This is a genomic window from Caballeronia grimmiae, from assembly GCF_000698555.1.
In the GTDB taxonomy this organism is placed as follows: domain Bacteria; phylum Pseudomonadota; class Gammaproteobacteria; order Burkholderiales; family Burkholderiaceae; genus Caballeronia; species Caballeronia grimmiae.
In genome coordinates, this window is sequence record NZ_JFHE01000037.1 from 20722 (window position 1) to 39924 (window position 19203).

General features: G+C 64.0%; 18 protein-coding genes and 7 tRNA genes. 6 read left to right on the top strand and 19 right to left on the bottom strand.

What is annotated here, in order from left to right; genetic code table 11:
• Positions 1 to 119: 119 nt before the first annotated feature.
• The gene (locus BG57_RS25020; protein WP_081850983.1) at positions 120 to 1355 is read right to left on the bottom strand and encodes a pyridoxal phosphate-dependent aminotransferase; all 1236 of its coding nucleotides are present in this window, start codon (positions 1353 to 1355) and stop codon (positions 120 to 122) included.
• 86 nt (positions 1356 to 1441) lie between these two features.
• On the bottom strand, positions 1442 to 2344 hold the full coding sequence (locus tag BG57_RS25025) for a LysR family transcriptional regulator (RefSeq protein WP_035969264.1): 903 nt from the start codon (positions 2342 to 2344) through the stop codon (positions 1442 to 1444).
• 423 nt (positions 2345 to 2767) lie between these two features.
• Here BG57_RS25025 and BG57_RS25030 point away from each other — a divergent pair, with 423 nt between their 5' ends.
• Both BG57_RS25030 and BG57_RS25035 read left to right on the top strand, forming a co-directional pair.
• Complete coding sequence (locus BG57_RS25030; RefSeq protein WP_035969202.1) at positions 2768 to 3169, top strand: transposase; 402 nt, start codon at positions 2768 to 2770, stop codon at positions 3167 to 3169.
• A 202-nt stretch (positions 3170 to 3371) separates the two neighbouring features.
• Complete coding sequence (locus tag BG57_RS25035; RefSeq protein ID WP_035969204.1) at positions 3372 to 3629, top strand: hypothetical protein; 258 nt, start codon at positions 3372 to 3374, stop codon at positions 3627 to 3629.
• 200 nt (positions 3630 to 3829) lie between these two features.
• On the opposite strand, the gene BG57_RS33915 is transcribed toward BG57_RS25035, so the two are convergent.
• On the bottom strand, positions 3830 to 4141 hold the full coding sequence (locus BG57_RS33915) for a hypothetical protein (protein WP_035969206.1): 312 nt from the start codon (positions 4139 to 4141) through the stop codon (positions 3830 to 3832).
• 244 nt (positions 4142 to 4385) lie between these two features.
• Here BG57_RS33915 and BG57_RS25045 point away from each other — a divergent pair, with 244 nt between their 5' ends.
• Both BG57_RS25045 and BG57_RS25050 read left to right on the top strand, forming a co-directional pair.
• Entirely contained in the window at positions 4386 to 5135 is a 750-nt protein-coding gene (locus BG57_RS25045) for a YdcF family protein (RefSeq protein WP_075583200.1), read from the top strand.
• Between the two features lie 290 nt (positions 5136 to 5425).
• Positions 5426 to 5671 carry a hypothetical protein gene (locus BG57_RS25050; RefSeq protein ID WP_035969211.1) on the top strand — a complete coding sequence of 82 codons (246 nt, stop codon included), beginning with the start codon at positions 5426 to 5428 and terminating at the stop codon, positions 5669 to 5671.
• A gap of 101 nt (positions 5672 to 5772) precedes the next feature.
• Here BG57_RS25050 and BG57_RS25055 read toward each other — a convergent pair whose 3' ends face one another.
• Entirely contained in the window at positions 5773 to 6189 is a 417-nt protein-coding gene (locus BG57_RS25055; RefSeq protein ID WP_035969213.1) for a gamma-glutamylcyclotransferase family protein, read from the bottom strand.
• A 146-nt stretch (positions 6190 to 6335) separates the two neighbouring features.
• Between BG57_RS25055 and BG57_RS25060 the strand changes: the two genes are divergently transcribed.
• Entirely contained in the window at positions 6336 to 7169 is an 834-nt protein-coding gene (locus BG57_RS25060; RefSeq protein WP_035969215.1) for an AraC family transcriptional regulator, read from the top strand.
• 18 nt (positions 7170 to 7187) lie between these two features.
• Here the strand turns inward: BG57_RS25060 and BG57_RS25065 are convergent, their stop codons facing one another.
• From BG57_RS25065 to gltX, 9 genes are all read right to left on the bottom strand, one after another.
• Positions 7188 to 7652: a GNAT family N-acetyltransferase gene (locus BG57_RS25065; RefSeq protein WP_035969266.1), complete on the bottom strand. Its 465-nt coding sequence runs from the start codon at positions 7650 to 7652 to the stop codon at positions 7188 to 7190.
• 174 nt (positions 7653 to 7826) lie between these two features.
• A tRNA-Asp gene (locus tag BG57_RS25070) sits at positions 7827 to 7903 on the bottom strand.
• A 75-nt stretch (positions 7904 to 7978) separates the two neighbouring features.
• Positions 7979 to 8054 (bottom strand) — tRNA-Glu (locus BG57_RS25075).
• A 72-nt stretch (positions 8055 to 8126) separates the two neighbouring features.
• Positions 8127 to 8203, bottom strand: a tRNA-Asp gene (locus BG57_RS25080).
• A gap of 75 nt (positions 8204 to 8278) precedes the next feature.
• Positions 8279 to 8354, bottom strand: a tRNA-Glu gene (locus tag BG57_RS25085).
• Positions 8355 to 8426: 72 nt separating this feature from the next.
• Positions 8427 to 8503: transfer RNA gene (locus tag BG57_RS25090), tRNA-Asp, on the bottom strand.
• A gap of 75 nt (positions 8504 to 8578) precedes the next feature.
• Positions 8579 to 8654 (bottom strand) — tRNA-Glu (locus tag BG57_RS25095).
• Positions 8655 to 8814: 160 nt separating this feature from the next.
• Positions 8815 to 8890: transfer RNA gene (locus tag BG57_RS25100), tRNA-Ala, on the bottom strand.
• Positions 8891 to 9024: 134 nt separating this feature from the next.
• Complete coding sequence (gene gltX, locus BG57_RS25105; RefSeq protein ID WP_035969216.1) at positions 9025 to 10431, bottom strand: glutamate--tRNA ligase; 1407 nt, start codon at positions 10429 to 10431, stop codon at positions 9025 to 9027.
• 283 nt (positions 10432 to 10714) lie between these two features.
• Here gltX and BG57_RS25110 point away from each other — a divergent pair, with 283 nt between their 5' ends.
• Positions 10715 to 11653, top strand: a complete 939-nt coding sequence (locus BG57_RS25110) for a patatin-like phospholipase family protein (protein ID WP_035969218.1) — start codon at positions 10715 to 10717, stop codon at positions 11651 to 11653.
• A gap of 69 nt (positions 11654 to 11722) precedes the next feature.
• Here the strand turns inward: BG57_RS25110 and BG57_RS25115 are convergent, their stop codons facing one another.
• From BG57_RS25115 to hscA, 6 genes are all read right to left on the bottom strand, one after another.
• Complete coding sequence (locus BG57_RS25115) at positions 11723 to 12985, bottom strand: c-type cytochrome (protein WP_035969220.1); 1263 nt, start codon at positions 12983 to 12985, stop codon at positions 11723 to 11725.
• The gene (locus BG57_RS25120) at positions 12982 to 13554 is read right to left on the bottom strand and encodes a (2Fe-2S)-binding protein (RefSeq protein ID WP_035969222.1); all 573 of its coding nucleotides are present in this window, start codon (positions 13552 to 13554) and stop codon (positions 12982 to 12984) included. The genes BG57_RS25115 and BG57_RS25120 overlap by 4 nt, the downstream gene beginning before the upstream one ends.
• Entirely contained in the window at positions 13551 to 16373 is a 2823-nt protein-coding gene (locus BG57_RS25125) for a xanthine dehydrogenase family protein molybdopterin-binding subunit (RefSeq protein WP_035969224.1), read from the bottom strand. Before BG57_RS25125 ends, BG57_RS25120 begins: the two co-directional genes overlap by 4 nt.
• Positions 16374 to 16722: 349 nt before the next feature.
• Entirely contained in the window at positions 16723 to 16920 is a 198-nt protein-coding gene (gene iscX / locus BG57_RS25130) for a Fe-S cluster assembly protein IscX (protein ID WP_035969227.1), read from the bottom strand.
• Between the two features lie 14 nt (positions 16921 to 16934).
• The gene (gene fdx, locus BG57_RS25135; RefSeq protein ID WP_035969229.1) at positions 16935 to 17276 is read right to left on the bottom strand and encodes an ISC system 2Fe-2S type ferredoxin; all 342 of its coding nucleotides are present in this window, start codon (positions 17274 to 17276) and stop codon (positions 16935 to 16937) included.
• Between the two features lie 25 nt (positions 17277 to 17301).
• On the bottom strand, positions 17302 to 19167 hold the full coding sequence (hscA, locus tag BG57_RS25140) for a Fe-S protein assembly chaperone HscA (RefSeq protein WP_035969231.1): 1866 nt from the start codon (positions 19165 to 19167) through the stop codon (positions 17302 to 17304).
• Between the last annotated feature and the right edge of the window lie 36 nt (positions 19168 to 19203).

Sequence of the window (19203 nt, forward strand, 5' to 3'; positions counted from 1 at the left end):
GGCCATCCCAGCCGGACGAGGTGGCGCTTTCCTAGGCGAAAGCGCATGACTGAGCGCCATATTACGCAAAAAGAACCGGGGCGTAAAGGTGATTGATTCCCTGCCCCGGCGCTCACTCGTCAGGCGCGTAGCGCGAGAAAACGCCGCAAGCGTTCGACGCCTTCGTCGAGTCGCGCGGGGTCGCAGGCATAGCACCAGCGCACGAAACCTTCGCCTTCCGCGCCGAATGCGCTGCCCGGCGCAAGTCCGAGCCCCGCCTCGCGCACCAGCGCCTTGCACAGCGCCAGACTGTCCGACGCGCCGGGCAGCGAGAAGAACACGTACATCGCGCCGTCGGGCGCGCGGACATCGACACCGTCGATGCTTTGCAGCGCCTTGACGAGGTGATCGCGGCTTGCCCGCAGATCGGCGACGAGCGATTGCGTGAAGGCTTCGCCCTGCTCCACCGCGACGATGCCTGCCTGCTGCACGAACGACGGCGCGCATGACGTGTTGTATTCGACCAGTTTGCCGAGATCGTCCATCAAGGCCGTCGGCGCCACGATCCAGCCGAGACGCCAGCCGGTCATGAGCCACGCCTTCGAGAACGAATTGACCGCGATCACGCGTTCGTCGCGCGCCGCGAGGTCCAGGAACGACGGCGCGACCGTTGCGCCTGCGCCGTAGTAGAGCCGCTCATAGACTTCGTCCGCGACGATCCAGATGCCGTGCCGCCGGCAATGCTCGAGCACGATGCGTTGCTCGTCGCGCGTCATCGTCCAGCCGGTCGGGTTGTTCGGCGAGTTGATCATCAGCATGCGCGTGGAGGGCGTCAGCGCAGCGAGCAGTTGCTCGACGTCCAAAGTCCAGCCGCGCGGGCCGTAACTCAGCGAGACCGTGTCGACCGTCGCGCCCAGGATCTTCGGGATTTCGACGAGGTTCGGCCAGAGCGGCGTCACCGCCACCACGCGATCGCCCGCGCCGACGACGAGCTGCGCCGCCAGCATCAGCGCATTGACTCCGGCGCTCGTCACCGCGATGTTTTCCGCGGGCGTCGCGCCGTGCAGTGCGCTGACATAGCGCCCCAGCGCCTCGCGCAGCGGCGCGATGCCGAGATTGTGCGTGTAGAACGTTGCGCCATCGGCGAGCGCGCGGCTCGCGGCATCGCGGATAAAAGGCGGCGTGACGCGGTCCGACTCGCCGAACCAGAATGGCAGCACGTCGGGCACGCCGAACCCCGCGTTCGCCACTTCGCGAATCTGCGAAGGCCGCAGCGCCCGCACGGCATCGCGCGCGTTGGGTGCGCCGCGCATGTCCGCCTGCGCGCCCGTCAAGCCGCTCAATTCAACGATCACCGCGCCTTCCGATTCACTCATCGCCCGCTCCATCGAAAAAAACGAAGTCTAACGCGGCCGCGTCGATTTCGAGATGGCCTGCCGCTCGTTGCGGCCATATTCGGGCCTTATTCCAGTTCTTCCGCGCGCGCAGGCAGCCCCGCGATCAACGCCCAGACCGATTCGGCCGCAGGCGACAATGAACGGTCGCGCCGGCGCACCAGCTCGACGGTGCGCTCGGCGCGCGGCTCGAGCGGCAACGCGACAAGCGATGACTCGGCCGGCAGCGGCAGCGCGAGCCAAGGCAACACACTGACGCCGACGCCCGCCTCCACGAGACCGAACACGGTCGCCGAATGACCCAGTTCCTGAACGACGTGCGCGTCGACGCCATGTTCCTGCATGACGGCATCGATGATCGGCCGGCTGCCGGACGCATAGTCGAGCATCACCAGCCGTTGGCCCGCGAGCGCCGCCCAGGGCGCGGCGCGCTCCTGCGCGAGCGGATGATCGCGTCGCGCGACGAGACAGAAGGAATCGGTCATCACCGGTTGGCACTCGAGCTCGTCGGCAGCGAACGGCCCGATCACGACGCCGAAGTCCACTTCGCCAGACTTGACCTTGCGGACCACGTCGGACTGCACGTCATCGCGCAGACTCAGGGTGATGAGCGGATGCTGCCGCAGACACGAGGCGATCACGCGCGGCATCAGCCGGCACGCGACCGTCGGACTTGCGGCGACGATCACGCGTCCGCGACGTTGCTGGCCGAGATCGCGCACCTCGCGCAACGCTTCGTCGAGATCGGCGAGCAGCCGCGATACCGTGCCGACGAGATCGACGCCGACGTCCGTCAATTGCACCTCGCGCGTCGTCCGGTCGATCAGTTTCAGGCCGATCTCGCCTTCGAGCTCTCGCACGCAGCGGCTGACCGCCGATTGCGTGAGGCCGATTTCATCGCCCGCGCGGCTGAAGCTGCGCAGCCGGGATACTTCGATAAAGACGCGCAATTGCCGCAACGTCACGTTCAGAGGCGCGTTCATTACAGAGAGTCATCAATAGCCGGTTTTCATGCCGGATTATAGGGGTGCTGCGTCGCCGCTCGCTTATCGGCCCCGGTTTCGCTGCGGTGCAGCAATCCGCATCGAACGCACGGCGGATGGGCCTGCTGCACAGGATTGGTGATTGTCCCGATTTCTTAATCAATCCGTTTCGGGTCTGATACGGGCCATGCTGGCATCGCGTCAGCCTAGTGCCATGCGGGTTCCCGGGATTTCGCGATACGCATGGCACGGTTCTCGCATTTCATTGCGCACAAAGGTCGGAGCCATACGCGGACATCTCGCAGCACTGCCGCGGCCGCTTCGGCCTTTCCTTGGTATTCGTTCATCGGATTCCGACCAGAGTGCGCGGCGCGGGGCAGCGCACCGGGGTTAGCTTCGCTGAGGTGAGATATGGTGCTGTTCGACGATTTGAGAGATAACGAGTGGGCGCTGGTCGAGGCGTTGTTCTGTTCCGAGCCGGCGCGTAGCGAACGGCGCGGCCGTCCGCGCGTCGAAGCGCGCTCGGTGGTGAACGCCGTGCTGTGGGTATTGTCGACCGGCGAAGGCTGGTCGAAGCTTCCTGGCCGTTATCCTTCGCCGCCTACCTGCCGTCGTCGCTTCGACGAATGGCAAGCCGATGGCACGCTCGCGGAAATTGTGAAACGGCTGTCGAGCAACGGCCGCGAGGTTTCGCTGCGCGGACGCATCGGTTCGAGCGCAGTGAAGCCGCCCGCACCGCCCAGCCGTGACCGCTTGCGCGGCGCTTTCTGGACCAATCCGGAATCCTGGCGCGCGCCCGCGAAGATGGCCTGAGTCAGTTGCTTCGGTCGTAGCCGGGTGCGCGCCGGCTACGGCTGTCTCTCTTCCTCTGCGCGCGTCGTAACTCTTTTCTCTCGCAAGAGCGCTAGCCGCTTTACGCGATACATCTCTTTACCATTGCTTACAGCGGCACGATCCGACGAGGCATAGCTTGTGGAGTGGGTAAACACGTCCACGAGGACTCGAAGGACTTTCCATGAAGGCATCGACTCTGCTCGTCCGGGGCGCGCTGCTTGCGCTCGCCGGCGTAGCGGCAGCCGGCCAGGCCCAGCCGCCGCTCGCATCATCGGAATTGCGTTTGGGCGCCCGCACGTCGGCGGCTTCGCAACAGAATGCAGCGCGCGCCCGCACTGCGACACCGCCCGCGCCGCGCGGCGACCTGCGCGGGGATATCGCGAGCAATGCCCGCGCTCGGCCGGACAACGATCGCGAGGAACGCTCACCGCAACACTGATTGCGGCGGTTCGTTATCGCGGAACCACGCGCGCCGGCATCAGTCACACCTTATGCCATGAGCACAGCATGGCAACAGTGATATCCGGTCTGCCCGTATCCCCAGGATACGGGCTTTTTTTGACCTTCACCGCCCATACCAGCGACGACGCTGCCCCTCGGCCCGTTCACCGATCGGTCCGCGCCGTCCAGGGGCGCTGACTAGATTCTCGCTTCGAGCATCGCTTCGTGCCCGCCGAACGTGTATGGCTCGGCACGGCGCAAATCCCAGTCGGTTGAACGCTCATCTCTCGACAGCCGCGAAAATTCTTGCTTTCCACGCTCGGTGACGACGGCGATATCGACTGGCGCGTGGAACCCGGGCGCCGGCGCGACGGTTCGTTGCCGCGCGAGTTCGAGCAGCCCGAGGGCGCGGAGACGGTCGAAAACGTTGGGGCGTTTCGCCCACGGAACTTGACGATACTGGGCTCGGCGAAGTGCTTCGAGTACGGCTTCGTTGGAATACGTGGTCATCTCGTTCTTTCTTCCTGTGCAGCCATGACGACGCTCGTGACGGTCGCAAGACAGCCCGCGACGTCGACTAAACGCGGCGCGCCGAATTTCGCGCTGACGAGCGAAACCGCCGTTCGCAGCCTGAATGTTTGGCCACCGCTTGCGTTAGGTGCTGCTTTCTCTTAAAACCCCCGTTGACGCGCGCTGATCACGCGCCTTCTACATCCCCGCCGATGCGCTCTCGAAAACACGATGACGGAGCGAATTGTCCTTAAACCAATACGTTACCCCAATCAAATTGGTTCTATTTACTTTATTGCTGCTTTTTTTCGCATTGTTAGCGCTTTGGCCGCGAAGGCGCAAGCAGATCGCCATCGTTGGCCTGTTGCTCGCCTGGGGCTTCGGTACAGGCTGGTTCGCGAGGCCGCTGTTCGCCCTCGCACAGTACGGCTATGAAAAGACGATACCGCCTGCCTTCGCTCCTAAAACGACGATTGTCCTGATGGGCGGCGGCACTTCCCGCAGCGACGCCGGACTCGTTCCCAAGCGGGCCGCGATGCCGCGCATCGATGCCGCGGCGCAGGTTTATCGCGAGTGCCGCGCGAAAGGCGCGTCCTGCCGCGTCATCGTGAGCGGCGGCGACCCGCAGGATCACGGTCAAGCGGAAGCCGACAACTATGCGCCTTACGTCCTGGCGCGCGGAGTGCCGTCCGCCGACCTCACGCGCGAGAACAAAAGCCTGAACACCTACGAGAACGCACAGAACGTAGCCGATATCTTAGGGAACGCGCACGATGGCGCTTTGATCGTCATCACGTCGGCTTACCACATGCGGCGTTCTGTCCGGGCTTTCGAGGCGTTCGGCTATGAACCGCAACCCTATGTCTCCGACGTCCGACGCTCACGGCTCACGCTCATTCCGCGCTTCAAGAGCTTCGAAAACAGCGAGTTGGCGCTGCATGAACTCGTCGGGCTGGCCCGGTTCCATGTCTATCGCTGGCTGCATCTATATTAGGGGTGCCATATCAAAATAATCAGGACTAGAAAGTACTGAAATGCGCCGGTATGATTTTGCTCCGACCTCGATGGCTGGACGAAATCGCCTGTCCGACATCTTGCGTACTTGTTTTGGGCTTACGATCGACCAGGCGGAGTCGTCGCCCGCCGGCTGGCCCGCGTCATCGCCGTCGTCATTGACGCACGAGCGCGCCGTCATCGGCAGGAGCGCTTTTTGCTCGTCTCGATGCGTCTGTCCAACCGGATCGGCAGGCGATTCCCGGGTTCAACTGCTATTAGGAGCTAAAAATGAAGAAAGTGTCCCTGGCTGTTCTGTTGTCCATTAGCGCAGTCGCGTCGGCATATGCGCAAAGCGAACAAGGCGTGCGGATGAGCACGGATCCCGCAACGATCGCGGACGTCGAATCGCGCGCGCAAGCGCTGCAATCGCGTCAGTCGAGCATGCAAGACATGCAGATGGACCAGTCGGCGTCGGGCAAGTCGGGCCATCACAAGAAGTCGCACGGCAAGTCGAAGAAGCAATCCGCCGAGTAACACGCTTCGGCTTCCGGCCCGCAGCGCGGGTCGTCGCGCCGTCACTGCGATGCACGCGCGTCGCGTGACGGCGTAGATTGCTTTTTACTTTCGTTTTGCGCTTAGCCGCCAGCAGTCCGGTGCGCGATCCAGTCGCCACCTTCTATGCGCGGCAGTCCTTGCGCCGCTGCCGCCGTCACCGGGTAGATCAGACAGTCGATGGGCGTCGCCGCGCCGTCCAGCTCGACTTCGACGTGCAATCGATGTGCGCGAAAAAGCCCTTCCACGCCCGGATACACGTGTTCGATCTCATCCAGCACAGGCACGAGCGCGTCTTCGATCCGATACACCTCCCCATGAATGGGCGCGCCTGCGTCGTCCAGCACCAGTCCCGGATACGAGCCGAAATCGTATAGACGGCCGGCCACGTGCGCAGCGCCGATTCTGGTCGGCGCCGCAATCGCATGACGCTGTGCAGCCGCGTTGATATCGTTGACTTCGCCCGCCCGCAGCGTGCCGTACACGAAAACGTATTGCATCGGAGAAACCGCTCCCACGTCGATAATCAGGTGAGCCACCATTATCGCCGCTCAAAAACCCGCTGCGCTCGCTGCTCGATTAACATCGACGGGTCGCGGCCAGTGTCCAGTGCCGTCATGCACCACGAGCACAGACCGATACGAACATGGCGTCCTTCGCCGATTCACGGCCGATCAACGAGGAAGTCGAACATCTCGACATTCCCGTCGAGCATTCGCCGACGCTCGACCATCCCATGCGCGTGCGCTCGCGCCCGGTGCCGTCCGGCGTGCGGATCGCGCTGCATACGCATGCGTGGGCGCAGGTGGCGTACACATCGCGCGGCGTGCTCCGCGTCGCAACCGCCGATTCCACCTGGATGGTGCCGCCCTCGCGCGCGATCTGGGTTCCGCCCAACGTGACCCACGAAGTCGTGATCGTCGAGGACGCGTATCTGCGCACGCTGTACGTGGATGCCAGCGTCGTGCCGCCCGGCCTCGATGCGTGCCGTGTCGTTGAAGTATCGCCGCTATTGCGGGAAGTCATCGCAGCCCTCGACGACAAGCCGATCACCCGCGAGCGCGAGCGGCTGCTCGGCACCCTCGCGCTCGATGAAATCATCCGCTCTCAGCCCTTGCCGCTTTCCGTGCCGATGCCCACGGAGAAGCGCCTGCGCGCGCTCTGCAACGCGGTGCTCGCGGACCCGTCGCATGCGGACCTGGAACGCTGGTCATCGGAAGCGGGCGCGAGCACGCGGACCATCGCGCGGCTTTTCAGGCGGGAACTGGGTGTGAGCTTTTCGCAGTGGCGTCAGCAGGCGGTACTCGCGCGTGCCATTCCGCTCTTGAGCCAGGGGCGGCCGCTCGCGCAGGTTGCGCGCGAGTTGGGTTATCAGAGTCAGAGTGCGTTCTCAGCGATGTTCCGCCGCGCGTTCGGCGAAAGCCCCCGCGCCTTCTTCGCACGCGATTCCAGCGACGGGGGCAACGGCGACAGCCTCTAATTGGCTAAGTCGAAAGCCCTAGATGCGCCGCACCATGTGCCGTATCGCGCCGAGTTGCGCCAGCCGCGGCCCGGCCGGTCGATAGCCCATGCGCACATAGAGCCGCGCGGCGGGGTTATCGACGAACACACGCAGTTGGCATTCAGCCAGACCGCGCGCCCGGGCCCACCGATGGGCGGTGTTGAGCAGGAAGGTGCCAGCGCCCCGCCCGCGATAGCCCTGCGCGATCTGCACATCGCGAATATGAAGGGAATGATGTTCCTCGGTGACGCGCATCATGCCGATCGGCACGCCGTCCGCTTGCAGGATGAAGTTCTCCGACTCTCGCCAGCTCGACAGGAACAGATCGCCGCGCCAGACGAGGTTGTGCCGCCGGTAGTAGCCGACCATGTTGTCGTGCGTGAGCGCTTCGGCGAAGGCGAAATCGGCCATCGTCGCCTGGCGGAGTTGATAGAGGGAAAGGTCTTCGGTCGGGTCGAGCATCGCACGCATGCAGGCACGGGACAGTGCCTCCACACTATGACAGCGCGAGCGTGCTGGCAATCAAAATGCGAGGATCACAGCGTGGTTTCCGCTTAATCAGGAAATCAGGCAGCAAATGCGGGGAGAACGGGCAAAAAAAATCCAGCCCGAAGGCTGGATTTTCTCATCATGAGCTGGCGGAGCGGACGGGACTCGAACCCGCGACCCCCGGCGTGACAGGCCGGTATTCTAACCAACTGAACTACCGCTCCAACTCTTTCATCGCGCCCGCGAGAGTGATGAATCTCGCGAAACGTGCAGCGCTTGACTAGCAGCCGCCGATGTTCTGGCGTCCCCTAGGGGATTCGAACCCCTGTACTCACCGTGAAAGGGTGATGTCCTAGGCCTCTAGACGAAGGGGACAACAAACTTATTGCAACCCTGCGGCGAAAAAAAACCGGCTAATCAGCCGGACTACTCCTGCTCGCAAGGCATTGGCGGAGCGGACGGGACTCGAACCCGCGACCCCCGGCGTGACAGGCCGGTATTCTAACCAACTGAACTACCGCTCCAACTCTTTCATCGTGCCCGCGAGAGTGATGAATCTCGCGAAACGTGCAGCGCTTGACTAGCAGCCGCCGATGTTCTGGCGTCCCCTAGGGGATTCGAACCCCTGTACTCACCGTGAAAGGGTGATGTCCTAGGCCTCTAGACGAAGGGGACAACAAACTTATTGCAACCCTGCGGCGAAAAAAAACCGGCTAATCAGCCGGACTACTCCTGCTCGCAAGGCATTGGCGGAGCGGACGGGACTCGAACCCGCGACCCCCGGCGTGACAGGCCGGTATTCTAACCAACTGAACTACCGCTCCAACTCTTTCATCGTCTCACGTGCCTGCCTGGCTCATGAAACTGGCAGCGCTTTCAACTAGCAGCCGCCGATGTTCTGGCGTCCCCTAGGGGATTCGAACCCCTGTACTCACCGTGAAAGGGTGATGTCCTAGGCCTCTAGACGAAGGGGACAGAAACTTGTGATTCTGTCTTTACAGCTTGCTTCGCTGATTCTTTTGCTGCTTCGAATCAACGAAGACCGAAATTCTAAACAACTTCGAGTATCTTGTGAAGTATTTTTTGCGGCTTCCTGTTTCGGCAACTACTTCGCAAATTCACTTCATCTGTTCTTTGGTGGAGGTAAGCGGGATCGAACCGCTGACCTCTTGCATGCCATGCAAGCGCTCTCCCAGCTGAGCTATACCCCCTTGCAGAACAGAAACGAGATTCTAGCGGCCGTTTTCGAACTTGTAAATACCTTCTGGCCGAACAATCGAACTTTTTTTGCCTGTCTGCCGCTTTTGCGCGCAATGGGCGCTTTCGCCCATTGCGCGCCCCTTCTTCAGGCGGCCGCCTTGCCGAGCCGGCGCAGCACGGTTTCGCGGCCGAACAGCATCAAGACGACATCGATGGACGGCGTATGCGTCGTGCCCGCGACGAGCAGACGGACCGGCATCGCGAGCTGCGGCATCTTGAGCTTGTGCGCGCTCAGCGTCGATTTGAACGCGGCCGAAATCGCCTCCTTGCTCCATTCGGCCTTTTCGAGCGCCGTGCGCAGATCGGCGATCGCCGGGCGCACCGCGTCGCTCACGTGCTGCGCGTAGGCGTCGGGATCGATGGCCGGCTCGCGATAGAACATCGCGGCGTTCTCGGCGATCTCCTTGACCGTCGATGCGCGATCCTTAAGCAGCGAGACAACCTGATCCAGCGGCGCGCCGCCGTCGATGGCCGCGGCGTCGATTCCGGCTTCCGCGAGGAACGGCCTTGCCAGCTCCGCGAGCCGCGCGTTGTCCGCTTCCTTGATGTAATGCGCGTTCAGCCAGTTGAGCTTGTCGTGGTCGTACTGCGCCGGCGACTTGCCGAGATGGTCCAGATCGAACCACTCGACGAACTGCTCACGCGAGAAGATTTCCGCATCGCCGTGCGACCAGCCGAGCCGCGCCAGATAGTTCACGACCGCTTCCGGCAGATAGCCCGCATCGCGATAACCGACGACGCTCATCGCGCCGTGGCGCTTGCTCATCTTCTCGCCCTGCTCGTTCAGCACGGTCGGCAGATGCGCGTATACCGGCGGCTCGCCGCCCAGCGCGCGCAGAATGTTGATCTGGCGCGGCGTGTTGTTCACGTGATCGTCACCGCGAATGACGTGGGTAATCTTCATGTCGAGATCGTCGACGACCACGCAGAAGTTGTACGTCGGCGTGCCGTCCGGGCGCGCGATCACGAGATCGTCGAGTTCTTCGTTCGAAATTTCGATGCGCCCCTTCACTGCATCGTCCCACGCGACGACGCCCGTCAGCGGATTGCGAAAGCGCACGACCGGCTGCACGCCTTCGGGCACCGGCGGCAGCACCTTGCCTGGCTCCGGGCGCCACGTGCCGTCGTACCGCGGCTTCTCGCCTGCGGCGCGCTGGCGCTCGCGCAACGCGTCGAGCTCTTCCGTCGACATGTAGCAGTGGTACGCAAGCCCGCTTTCGAGCATCTGCGCGACGACCTCGCGATAGCGATCCATGCGCTGCATCTGATAGAACGGGCCTTCGTCGAAGTCGAGGCCGAGCCACGCCATGCCTTCGAGAATGGCATCGACGGATGCTTCCGTTGAGCGCTCCACGTCCGTGTCCTCGATGCGCAGCACGAAGGTGCCCTTCATCTTGCGCGCGAACGCCCACGGATAAAGCGCGGAGCGGATATTGCCGAGATGGATGAAGCCGGTCGGGCTCGGGGCGAAGCGTGTACGGACTTGGGTCATTGCGTTGTTCTCGAAATACTCGATGGCCGGTGCTCGCAAACCGCGATGCCTTCGCGCGTCCCGCAATCGGGTGCTCGAAGCGCTCTGACGGAACGAAAAGCGCCGTGAGCACGAGGCGCGCGCCACCTAGAAAATGAGACGAAATTATACTCGTCGACCGCTTCGCGCCGCCCCGCCCGGCTTTGTTTTATGATGTGCGCGCCGTTTTCCCTTGCACGCGAAACCGTCCTCGAAAGCCGGCCCTTTCACACCTGTCGCACCCGTCGCACCGCTGGAGTTCGCCTTGAAGTCATCGTCACCTCGTCTTTCGCGCCGCGCGTTTTCGCTCGCGGCGGCATCGTCCGTTCTCGCCGCCTGCACCACGACGGGCGGCAGTTCCGGCGGCGGCGCGCCCGTCGCGGCCACGCCCGCGCCTAACGCAGCTTCGCAGCGCCCGGCCCGCATCGGTCTCGCGCTCGGCGGCGGCGCGGCGCGCGGCTTCGCTCACATCGGCGTGATCAAGGCGCTCGAGGCCCGCAACGTGCCGGTCGATCTGGTGGCCGGCACGAGCGCGGGCTCCGTGATCGCGGCCTTGTACGCTTCGGGGATGAACGGCATTGCGATCAACAAGCTCGCGCTGACGATGGACGAAGCGTCGATCAGCGACTGGGCGATGCCCTTTCGCACGCGCGGCATCCTGCAAGGCGTCGCGCTGCAGAACTACCTCAACAAAACGCTCGACAATCGGCCGATCGAGAAGATGGCGAAGCCGCTCGGCATCGTCGCCACGGATCTCAGGAGCGGCCAGCCGATTCTCTTTCAGCGCGGCAATACGGGCATCGCGGTGCGCGCGTCGTGCAGCGTGCCGTCCATTTTCGAGCCGGTGAAAATCGGCGGCCACGAATACGTCGATGGCGGCCTAGTCAGCCCGGTGCCGGCTGCGTTCGCGCACAAGATGGGCGCGGATTTCGTGATCGCCGTCGACATCTCCGCGCGTCCGGAAACCGCGCTCACGCAGAGTTCGTTCGACGTGCTGATGCAGACCTTCACGATCATGGGCCAGTCGATCAAGGCCTATGAACTCGACAAATACGCGGACGCGGTCATTCGCCCGAACCTCAACGCGATGAGCAGCAGCGACTTCAGTCAGCGCAACGCGGCGATTCTGGCAGGCGAAGAAGCAGTCTCGAAGATGTGGCCGGCGCTGCAGCGGCAGCTTGCGGAGCGCGGCGTGCGCGTTTGAACGACACGCTGAAGCCAGTTGGACGATCCCAAAAGACGAAGGCCACGCATTTGCGTGGCCTTCTCTCTTTTAGCGCAAGGACTTCACCTCGTCGGCAGTGACGTCGCTGCGCTGCCCGCCCCACGTCACGCGCAGATAGTTCGTCAACCGCGCTATCTGCTCGTCGCTATACGTGCCGGCGAAACCGGGCATGTGCTGCATGCTTTCGATGCCCGGAAACGCCCGCGCTTCGATACCGTCGAGCATCGAGACGATCAGGTTGTGCGGATCGCTCTGACGCAGCGTCGAGTTCTGCTTCATCGCCACTGCGACATGCGGCTTGCCCTCGCCCTCGCGTCCGTGACAGCCGGCGCAGGAATCCAGGTACAGATTGCGGCCCGCTGCCAGTTGCGCGGCATCGCCGCTCTGAACTGTCATCGGCGCGGGTGCGGGCGGCGCATCGCCCAGCAGATACACCGTCAGTGCGCGCAGATCGTCCGGATTCAAGTGCTGCGTGCTCAGATAAACGACCGGATGCATCTCGCTGAACGCCGAGCCTTGCTTCGCGAAACCGGTGGAGAAGAACGCCTGCAGGTCCGGACCGGTCCAGCCGCGCGCCGCCAGTGCGGCGGGCGTGATGTCCGGCGCACCGACGCGTCGGAGCGTTCCGCCCTGCAGCGTCTGCGCGCCCTGAAGCTGACCGAACGCGCCGCGCGGCGTGTGACATTCCGTGCAGTGACCGAGCGCGTTGGCCAGATAGCGGCCGCGCGTCCAGTCGGCGGAACGGCCCGTCGAGGCGTCCGGCAACTGATCCTTCAGGAACAGCGAGTCCCAGAAACGCACGGCGAAGCGCACGTTGTACGGGAACTTGAGATCGGCGCCGATGTTCGGCACGGCCGCCGGCTTCTGCGACATCAGATAGGCGTAGATCGCATCGCTGTCCTCGCGCGTCATCTGCCGGTACGACGTGTACGGCATCGCCGGATACAGCTTGCCCTTCGGCGTCTTGCCGTCGTGAAGTGCGGCGTAGAAGTCGTCCGCGCTCCATTGGCCGATGCCGTATTTCGAATCCGGCGTGATGTTCGTGCCATGGAACGTGCCGAACTGCGATTCCAGTTTCACGCCGCCCGCGAACGGCGCGCCGCCCGTCGAGGTGTGGCACGCGGCGCAATCGGCGGCTTGCGTGAGGTAGCGGCCACGCGCGACCAGTTCCGGCGAACTGGTCTTCGGCGCAGCGCTCTCATGGCTGCCGCAGGCGGACAACGCGAACGCGCCGGCTGCCGCGAGAACGAGCGGCAACGCGCGCATTGCGCGGGAGAAGCGGCGAATGACGGTTACGGTCGATCCGATCATGCGGCGTCCTTCACGAGTCCCGGCGTGGACAGCACGAGGTCCTTCACCGCCTCGTAGTAACGGACGCAGCCGGTGCAGCGGCAGATGTGATCGTTGAGCGCGTCCATGATGGTCGCTTCGATCTGATCCTTTGCTATCGGCTCGCGCTTGAGCCGCTCCAGCAGCACGGTCGCCGCGTTGACAAAGCCGGGCGTGCAATAGCCGCACTGAAAGCTGAAGTGCTCGAGGAACTTCTGCTGCACCGGCGCCAGTTCGACGACTTCGCCCTGCTCGTTGCGCTTCGCGTGGCCTTCGATGGTCCGCACGGTTTTGCCATCGAAGAAATGCGCGCCATTGATGCACGTGCGCACTTCCTCGCTCGTGCCGTCGGCGCGATCCACGATGACGACGCACGCGTGGCAGACGCCCTGCCCGCAGCCAAGCCGCGAGCCCGTGAGGCTCGCGTACTCGTGCAGGAAATCGATCATCGGCAGACCGGAGGGGACTTGCATCGGCCCGACCTTGTTGCCGTTGATGGTCATCGAGAGCGAGCGTGTTTCGACGCCCGCGGCGGATTGGATGGCCGTCATGCGAGCACCTCCTGAATGTTCTTCGGCGTCACCGGCAAAGCGGTGAAACGATGGCCGATCGCATGCGCGATCGCGTTGACGATGGCTCCGACCACCGGGATCATCACCACCTCGGCGATGCCCTTCGGCGGGTCGGTCTCACTGAGCGGCGGCAGCACTTCGCCGGTCTGTTTCCACACGGCCACGTCGCTTGCGAGCGGCAAGTGATAGCGGTTGAAGTTCCAGGTGCCGTTGCCGGGGCCGTCTTCGTAGAGCGGCAGATATTCGTGCAGCGCGTGGCCGATGCCCATCGCGAGGCCGCCTTGCAATTGACCCGAGACGAGTTGCGGCGAGATCTGGTTGCCGCATTCCATGATCGAGTGATGCGACAGCAGTTCGACCTTGCCGCTCGCCTCGTTCACCGCCAGTTCGACGAGCGTGCCGATTGCGCTGTAGTACGTGACCATCGCGTTATTGCGCTGCACGGGCGGGATCATCAGCTTCTTGCGATCGAGCACCGTGTAGCCCTTGGCCGCAGCCTTGCCCGTCTCTTGCGCGCCTTCGCCGCCGAAGCGCACCGACAGGCCATCGAGCGGAAGCCGATCGGGCGTGCCCGCGATATCGAATTGCGCCTCGCTCCATTGCCAGCGGTTGAACGTGTGCACGACCGCGCCCGTCACAAGGCCAAGGTCGTGCGCTTTCTTCGCGAGCACCTCGAAGGCAATTGGTTCGAGGCCGTCGGCGGAGAGCTTGCCGTCGACCCACCGCGCATCCTCGATACGCACGATGAACGATGTCGCCTGCCCGCCGCCGATGCCTTGCGACCAGATCGCCATCGCAGCGGGCCACAGGCCGTGACGGAACACGACGCGCGCCGCCTCGCGCGTGGCGTGCGAGAAGTAGTACGCCGAGTTCGTCGCGCTCGCCGGCGACATGTAAGCCGGCGACCAGCGTGGATTCGCGCTCAGGCGCTCCTGCTCCGCCTGAGACATGATGTACGGATCGCCGCTCGTCACGACCGGCAAATCGATCCAGTCCGTGACCGCCATGTGGACCTCGGAGGCCGGCTTGCCCAGCCATTTCGCGACGACGAGCGCCTGCGCCGTCGACGATCCGGTGCCGATTTCCGCGCCCGAGTGCGACAGCGCGATGCGCCCGTCCGCCGTGAACTCGACCTTCGCAAACGCGCTTTCCGCGCCGGTGCCGAAGTCCTTCTGCGTGCAGGCAAAGCCGACGCCATAGCGCATGCCCGGATGCGCGGCCTCGTATTCCACTTTGCGCTTCGCACGCTCCGTCCACAGCGGATGCGTCTTCGCCTTGCGCAATACGTCCTCGGCGCGCACGGCGCCGGCTGGAATCGCGCCCTGCGTGTTTTTCATGCCGCTGCGCATCACGTTCCTGAGGCGCAGGTCGATCGGATCGATGTCGAGCTGGGCGGCGATATCGTCGATCATCATTTCGGTGGCCGCCATGCTCTGCAGCGTGCCGTAGCCGCGCGCCGAGCCGGCGTCGACCGCGCGCGATGCGTTCGCGACCGCGATGAGATCGCTCTTCGGGATGTAGTAGATGGATTGCGCAGCGGTTGCGCCGACCATCGCCACCGACGGCGAGAAGTTGCAGCGCCCGCCGCCGTTCGCGCTGAAGTCGCCCTTGAATGACTGAATCTGGCCGGTCTTCTTGTCGACCGCCATGCGATAGCGCATGTCGAATGCGTGGCGCTTGAGCGAACTCTGGAACTGCTCGAAGCAGTTGAACGCGAGGCGCACCGGGCGGCCATCACCGTACATGGCCGCGACGAGACCATAGAACGGCACGTTGTAGTGATCCTTCGAGCCGTAGCCGACCGTGTAGCACGGATGCAGGAACAGGTTCTTCACCGGAAAGCGCGACTTGCCTGCCATCTCCAGCGCGCTTTGCGCCACTTCATGCGGTCCCTGCGTCGGGATGACCATGTGCAGCGATTGCGTCGCGGCGTCGTACCAGCAGTTCGCGTTGTCCGGCTCGAGCGCGGCCGTATCGACAGATTGCGTCTTGTACGCGCGATCCACCACGAGCCATTCCGCCGGCGGATGATCCAGCTCCTCGGCGATGGCCTGCGCGTGAAACACGCCCTGCTCGTCGAGCTTGCCGTGCTCGTGGGCATCGGTCCAAACCGGCTCGCGCTTCTTCATCATGTGCGGGAAGAGCGGCGAGTCCTTCATGCTGGAGAAGGTGTCGTCGTCATACGGCGTCTTGCCGCCGACGCGCACGAAGCGGAACGTCGCCCACGGATCGCGCTCGACGAACGCCGTGCGCTCGCCGTAACGGACGACGCCTTCGCGGAACTGCAGCTTGTCCTTCGCGAGACGGAAGCGCGCGAAATCGTGATAGATCAGAATCGCGACCGCCTGCCCCAGATACGCGGGGGTCTTGCCGGCAGGCAACAACATGTCGTCGCCGTAGAAAGCGGGAAACGCGAGCTTGTCGCGCGCCAGATCGTCGGCCGTAACGACGCGATCAGGCGCGAGCCCGCCGTCGAGCGACGAGAGATCGATGCCCGCGTAAGTACGATCCGCGAGCGTCGTGCGCAGAACGAGCGCGTGCGACTGCTCCTGCGGCCAGTGCGGCATGTCCTTCGCGCGGATGTCGCGAGCGAACACTTTCGCGCCCGTTACTTTCGCGACGCCGTCGATGCGGAACTTCGCGTTGCCACTCGCCGCATCCCACTGCACGGGTGTCAGGATCTTTTCTTCGAACAGGGCCGCGAACGCGCGGCTGCCCAGGGGCGCAATGAAAACCGACACGCCCGCGAGCGCGCCCGCCTTCAGAAAACCACGACGCGACAGGCCGAGTTTTCCCATGTACTTCTCCTAAAATGAACGCCCGGAAACCATCCGCTGGACGGACGGCCACACGCCGCCTCGAAGCGAGGCATGTAAGATTTTGTTCGTTATGCCAAACATCGACGCGCGAATTACTGCGGCGTCTGGGCGTGATGGAATGCGGCCGGCGTTGCTTGCCGGCACACAGCGGGCGCGATTTTAAGTGGCAGGGGAAGCGTGAACAACGCTGGCGGCGTCAAGTTCTGTCAAGATTCGCGGGTGGCAAGCCGTGCGGGCTGCCGTGCGGGCTATCTATGGCGCGCGTCAAATGAAAAACGGCGGCCTCTCGCGAGCGCCGCCGTTCTTTGATGCCGATGCAGTGGGGAATTCAGTAATCCGCGTCTTCGATCCACGCCGCCTGAATCGCTTCGAGGATTTTTTCGTTGGATTTTTGCGGATCGTCGTCGAAACCGTCGAGCTCCGTCACCCAGCGATGCAGATCCGTGAAACGCACGTATTGGGGATCGACATCCTGATGCGCGTCGGTGAGCGCCATCGCGATCTCCTGGGTATCCGTCCACTTCATGGGCGAGCCTCCTGTCAGTGATTTTCCTTGGCATGATTGATGGAGTACCGGGGAATCTCGACCACCAGGTCGTCCTCGGCCGGCATCATCGCCTGACATGATAACCGCGAAGTCGGTTCCAGGCCCCAGGCCTTGTCGAGGAGATCGTCTTCGGTCTCCTCCGACGGTTCCAGCGCGTTGAAACCCTCCCGGACGATGACGTGGCAGGTCGTGCACGCGCACGACTTCTCGCACGCGTGCTCAATTTCAATGCCGTGTTCCAGCAGGTTGTCACAGATGCTCTTGCCGGCATCGGCGTCGATCACCGCGCCGTCCGGGCAGAGTTCGACATGAGGCAGCACAACGATTTGAGGCATGGTTTTCCGTGGATACTTGAGTGGATCAGACGTCGTCGAGCTTGCGGCCGGCGAGCGCGCGGCGAATGCTCTTGTTCATGCGGCGCGCGGCGAACTCGTCGGTGGCGGCGGATAGCGTCTTCGTCGCGTCTTCGATTTGCTGCGTCGAATCGCCCTTCGAAAGCCTCGCCAGTTCGGCCGCTAGCGTGTCGATTTGCGCGCGCTCGGCGTCGTCGAGCAGTTCGGCGTCAGCGGCGATGGCCGCGTGCGTCGCTTCGACGAGGCGCTCCGCTTCGACCTGCGCCTCGCGCAGCGCGCGGGCGCGCATGTCGGTCTCGGCGGTCTTGAAGCTCTCATCGAGCATGCGGGCGACGTCGTCATCGGCGAGACCGTAGGACGGCTTCACCACCACCGACGCCTCCACGCCCGACAACTGCTCGCGAGCGAACACGGACAGCAGGCCGTCCGCATCGACCTGATACGTGACGCGGATACGCGCGGCGCCCGCGGCCATCGGCGGAATGCCGCGCAGTTCGAAGCGCGCAAGCGACCGGCAGTCGGAGACAAGCTCGCGCTCGCCCTGCACGACGTGAATCGCCATCGCCGTCTGGCCGTCCTTGAAGGTCGTGAAATCCTGGGCGCGGGCGGTCGGGATCGTCGAATTGCGCGGGATGATCTTTTCGGTGAGGCCGCCCATCGTTTCGACGCCGAGCGACAGCGGGATTACGTCGAGCAACAGCCAGTCGTCGCCTTCGCCGCGCCGGTTGCCCGCGAGCAAATCCGCTTGCACCGCGGCGCCGAGCGCGACGACCTGATCGGGATCGAGATTGACGAGCGGCGGCTGGCCGAAGAACGCCTCGACCGCGCGGCGGATGACCGGCATGCGCGTCGCGCCGCCGACCAGCACGACGCCCTTGATGTCGGCGGGCGTGACTTTCGCGTCGCGCAGCGCCTTCTTCGTCGGCCCGAGCGTGCGGGCGACGAGCGATTCGGTCAGCGCGGCGAACTGCGCTTCGGTCACGGCCACGTCGATGTGCGCGCCGGTCGACAGCGTCGCCTGCACGCGCGCTTCGTTCGCCGACGAGAGCGCTTCCTTCGCGGTGCGCACGTGATCGAGCAGCAGGCGCACGTCCTCCGGCGCTTCCGGCTGAACGCCCGCCTGGGCGAGCACATGCCGGTACAGCGCGTGATCGAAGTCGTCGCCGCCGAGCGCGGAATCGCCGCCCGCCGCGAGCACTTCGAAGACGCCCTTCGTCAGCTTGAGAATCGACAGATCGAAGGTGCCGCCGCCGAGGTCATACACCGCGTAGAGACCTTCCGAGCCATTGTCGAGGCCGTACGCGATCGCGGCCGCGGTCGGTTCGTTCAGCAGGCGCAGCACGTTCAGGCCCGCGAGCTTCGCCGCATCCTTGGTCGCTTGGCGCTGCGCTTCGTCGAAATACGCGGGCACGGTGATAACCGCGCCGACGAGATCCTCGCCGAGCGTGTCTTCCGCGCGATAACGCAGCGTCGCAAGAATTTCCGCCGATACTTCGACCGGGCTTTTCACGCCATCGACGGTGCGGATCTGCACCATGCCGGGCGCGTCGATGAAGTCGTACGGCGCGTTCTCCGCGCCCTCCACTTCGGTCTTGCCGCGGCCCATGAAGCGCTTGACGGAGACGATCGTGTTGCGTGGATCGGTGGCGGCTTCTTCCTTCGCGATCCGGCCGATGCGCCGGCCGCCCTTGTCCAGATAGCGCACGACGGACGGCAGCAGCACGTGGCCGTCCTCATCGGGCAGCGCTTCGGGCACGCTGTTGCGCACGGCGGCCACGAGGGAATTCGTGGTCCCGAGATCGATGCCGACCGCGACGCGCCGCTGGTGCGGCGCAGGCGCCATGCCGGGTTCTGAGATTTGCAGTAAAGCCATCGTTGGTCTTGTGGGGTTGTATCCGGCGCGTGCTGG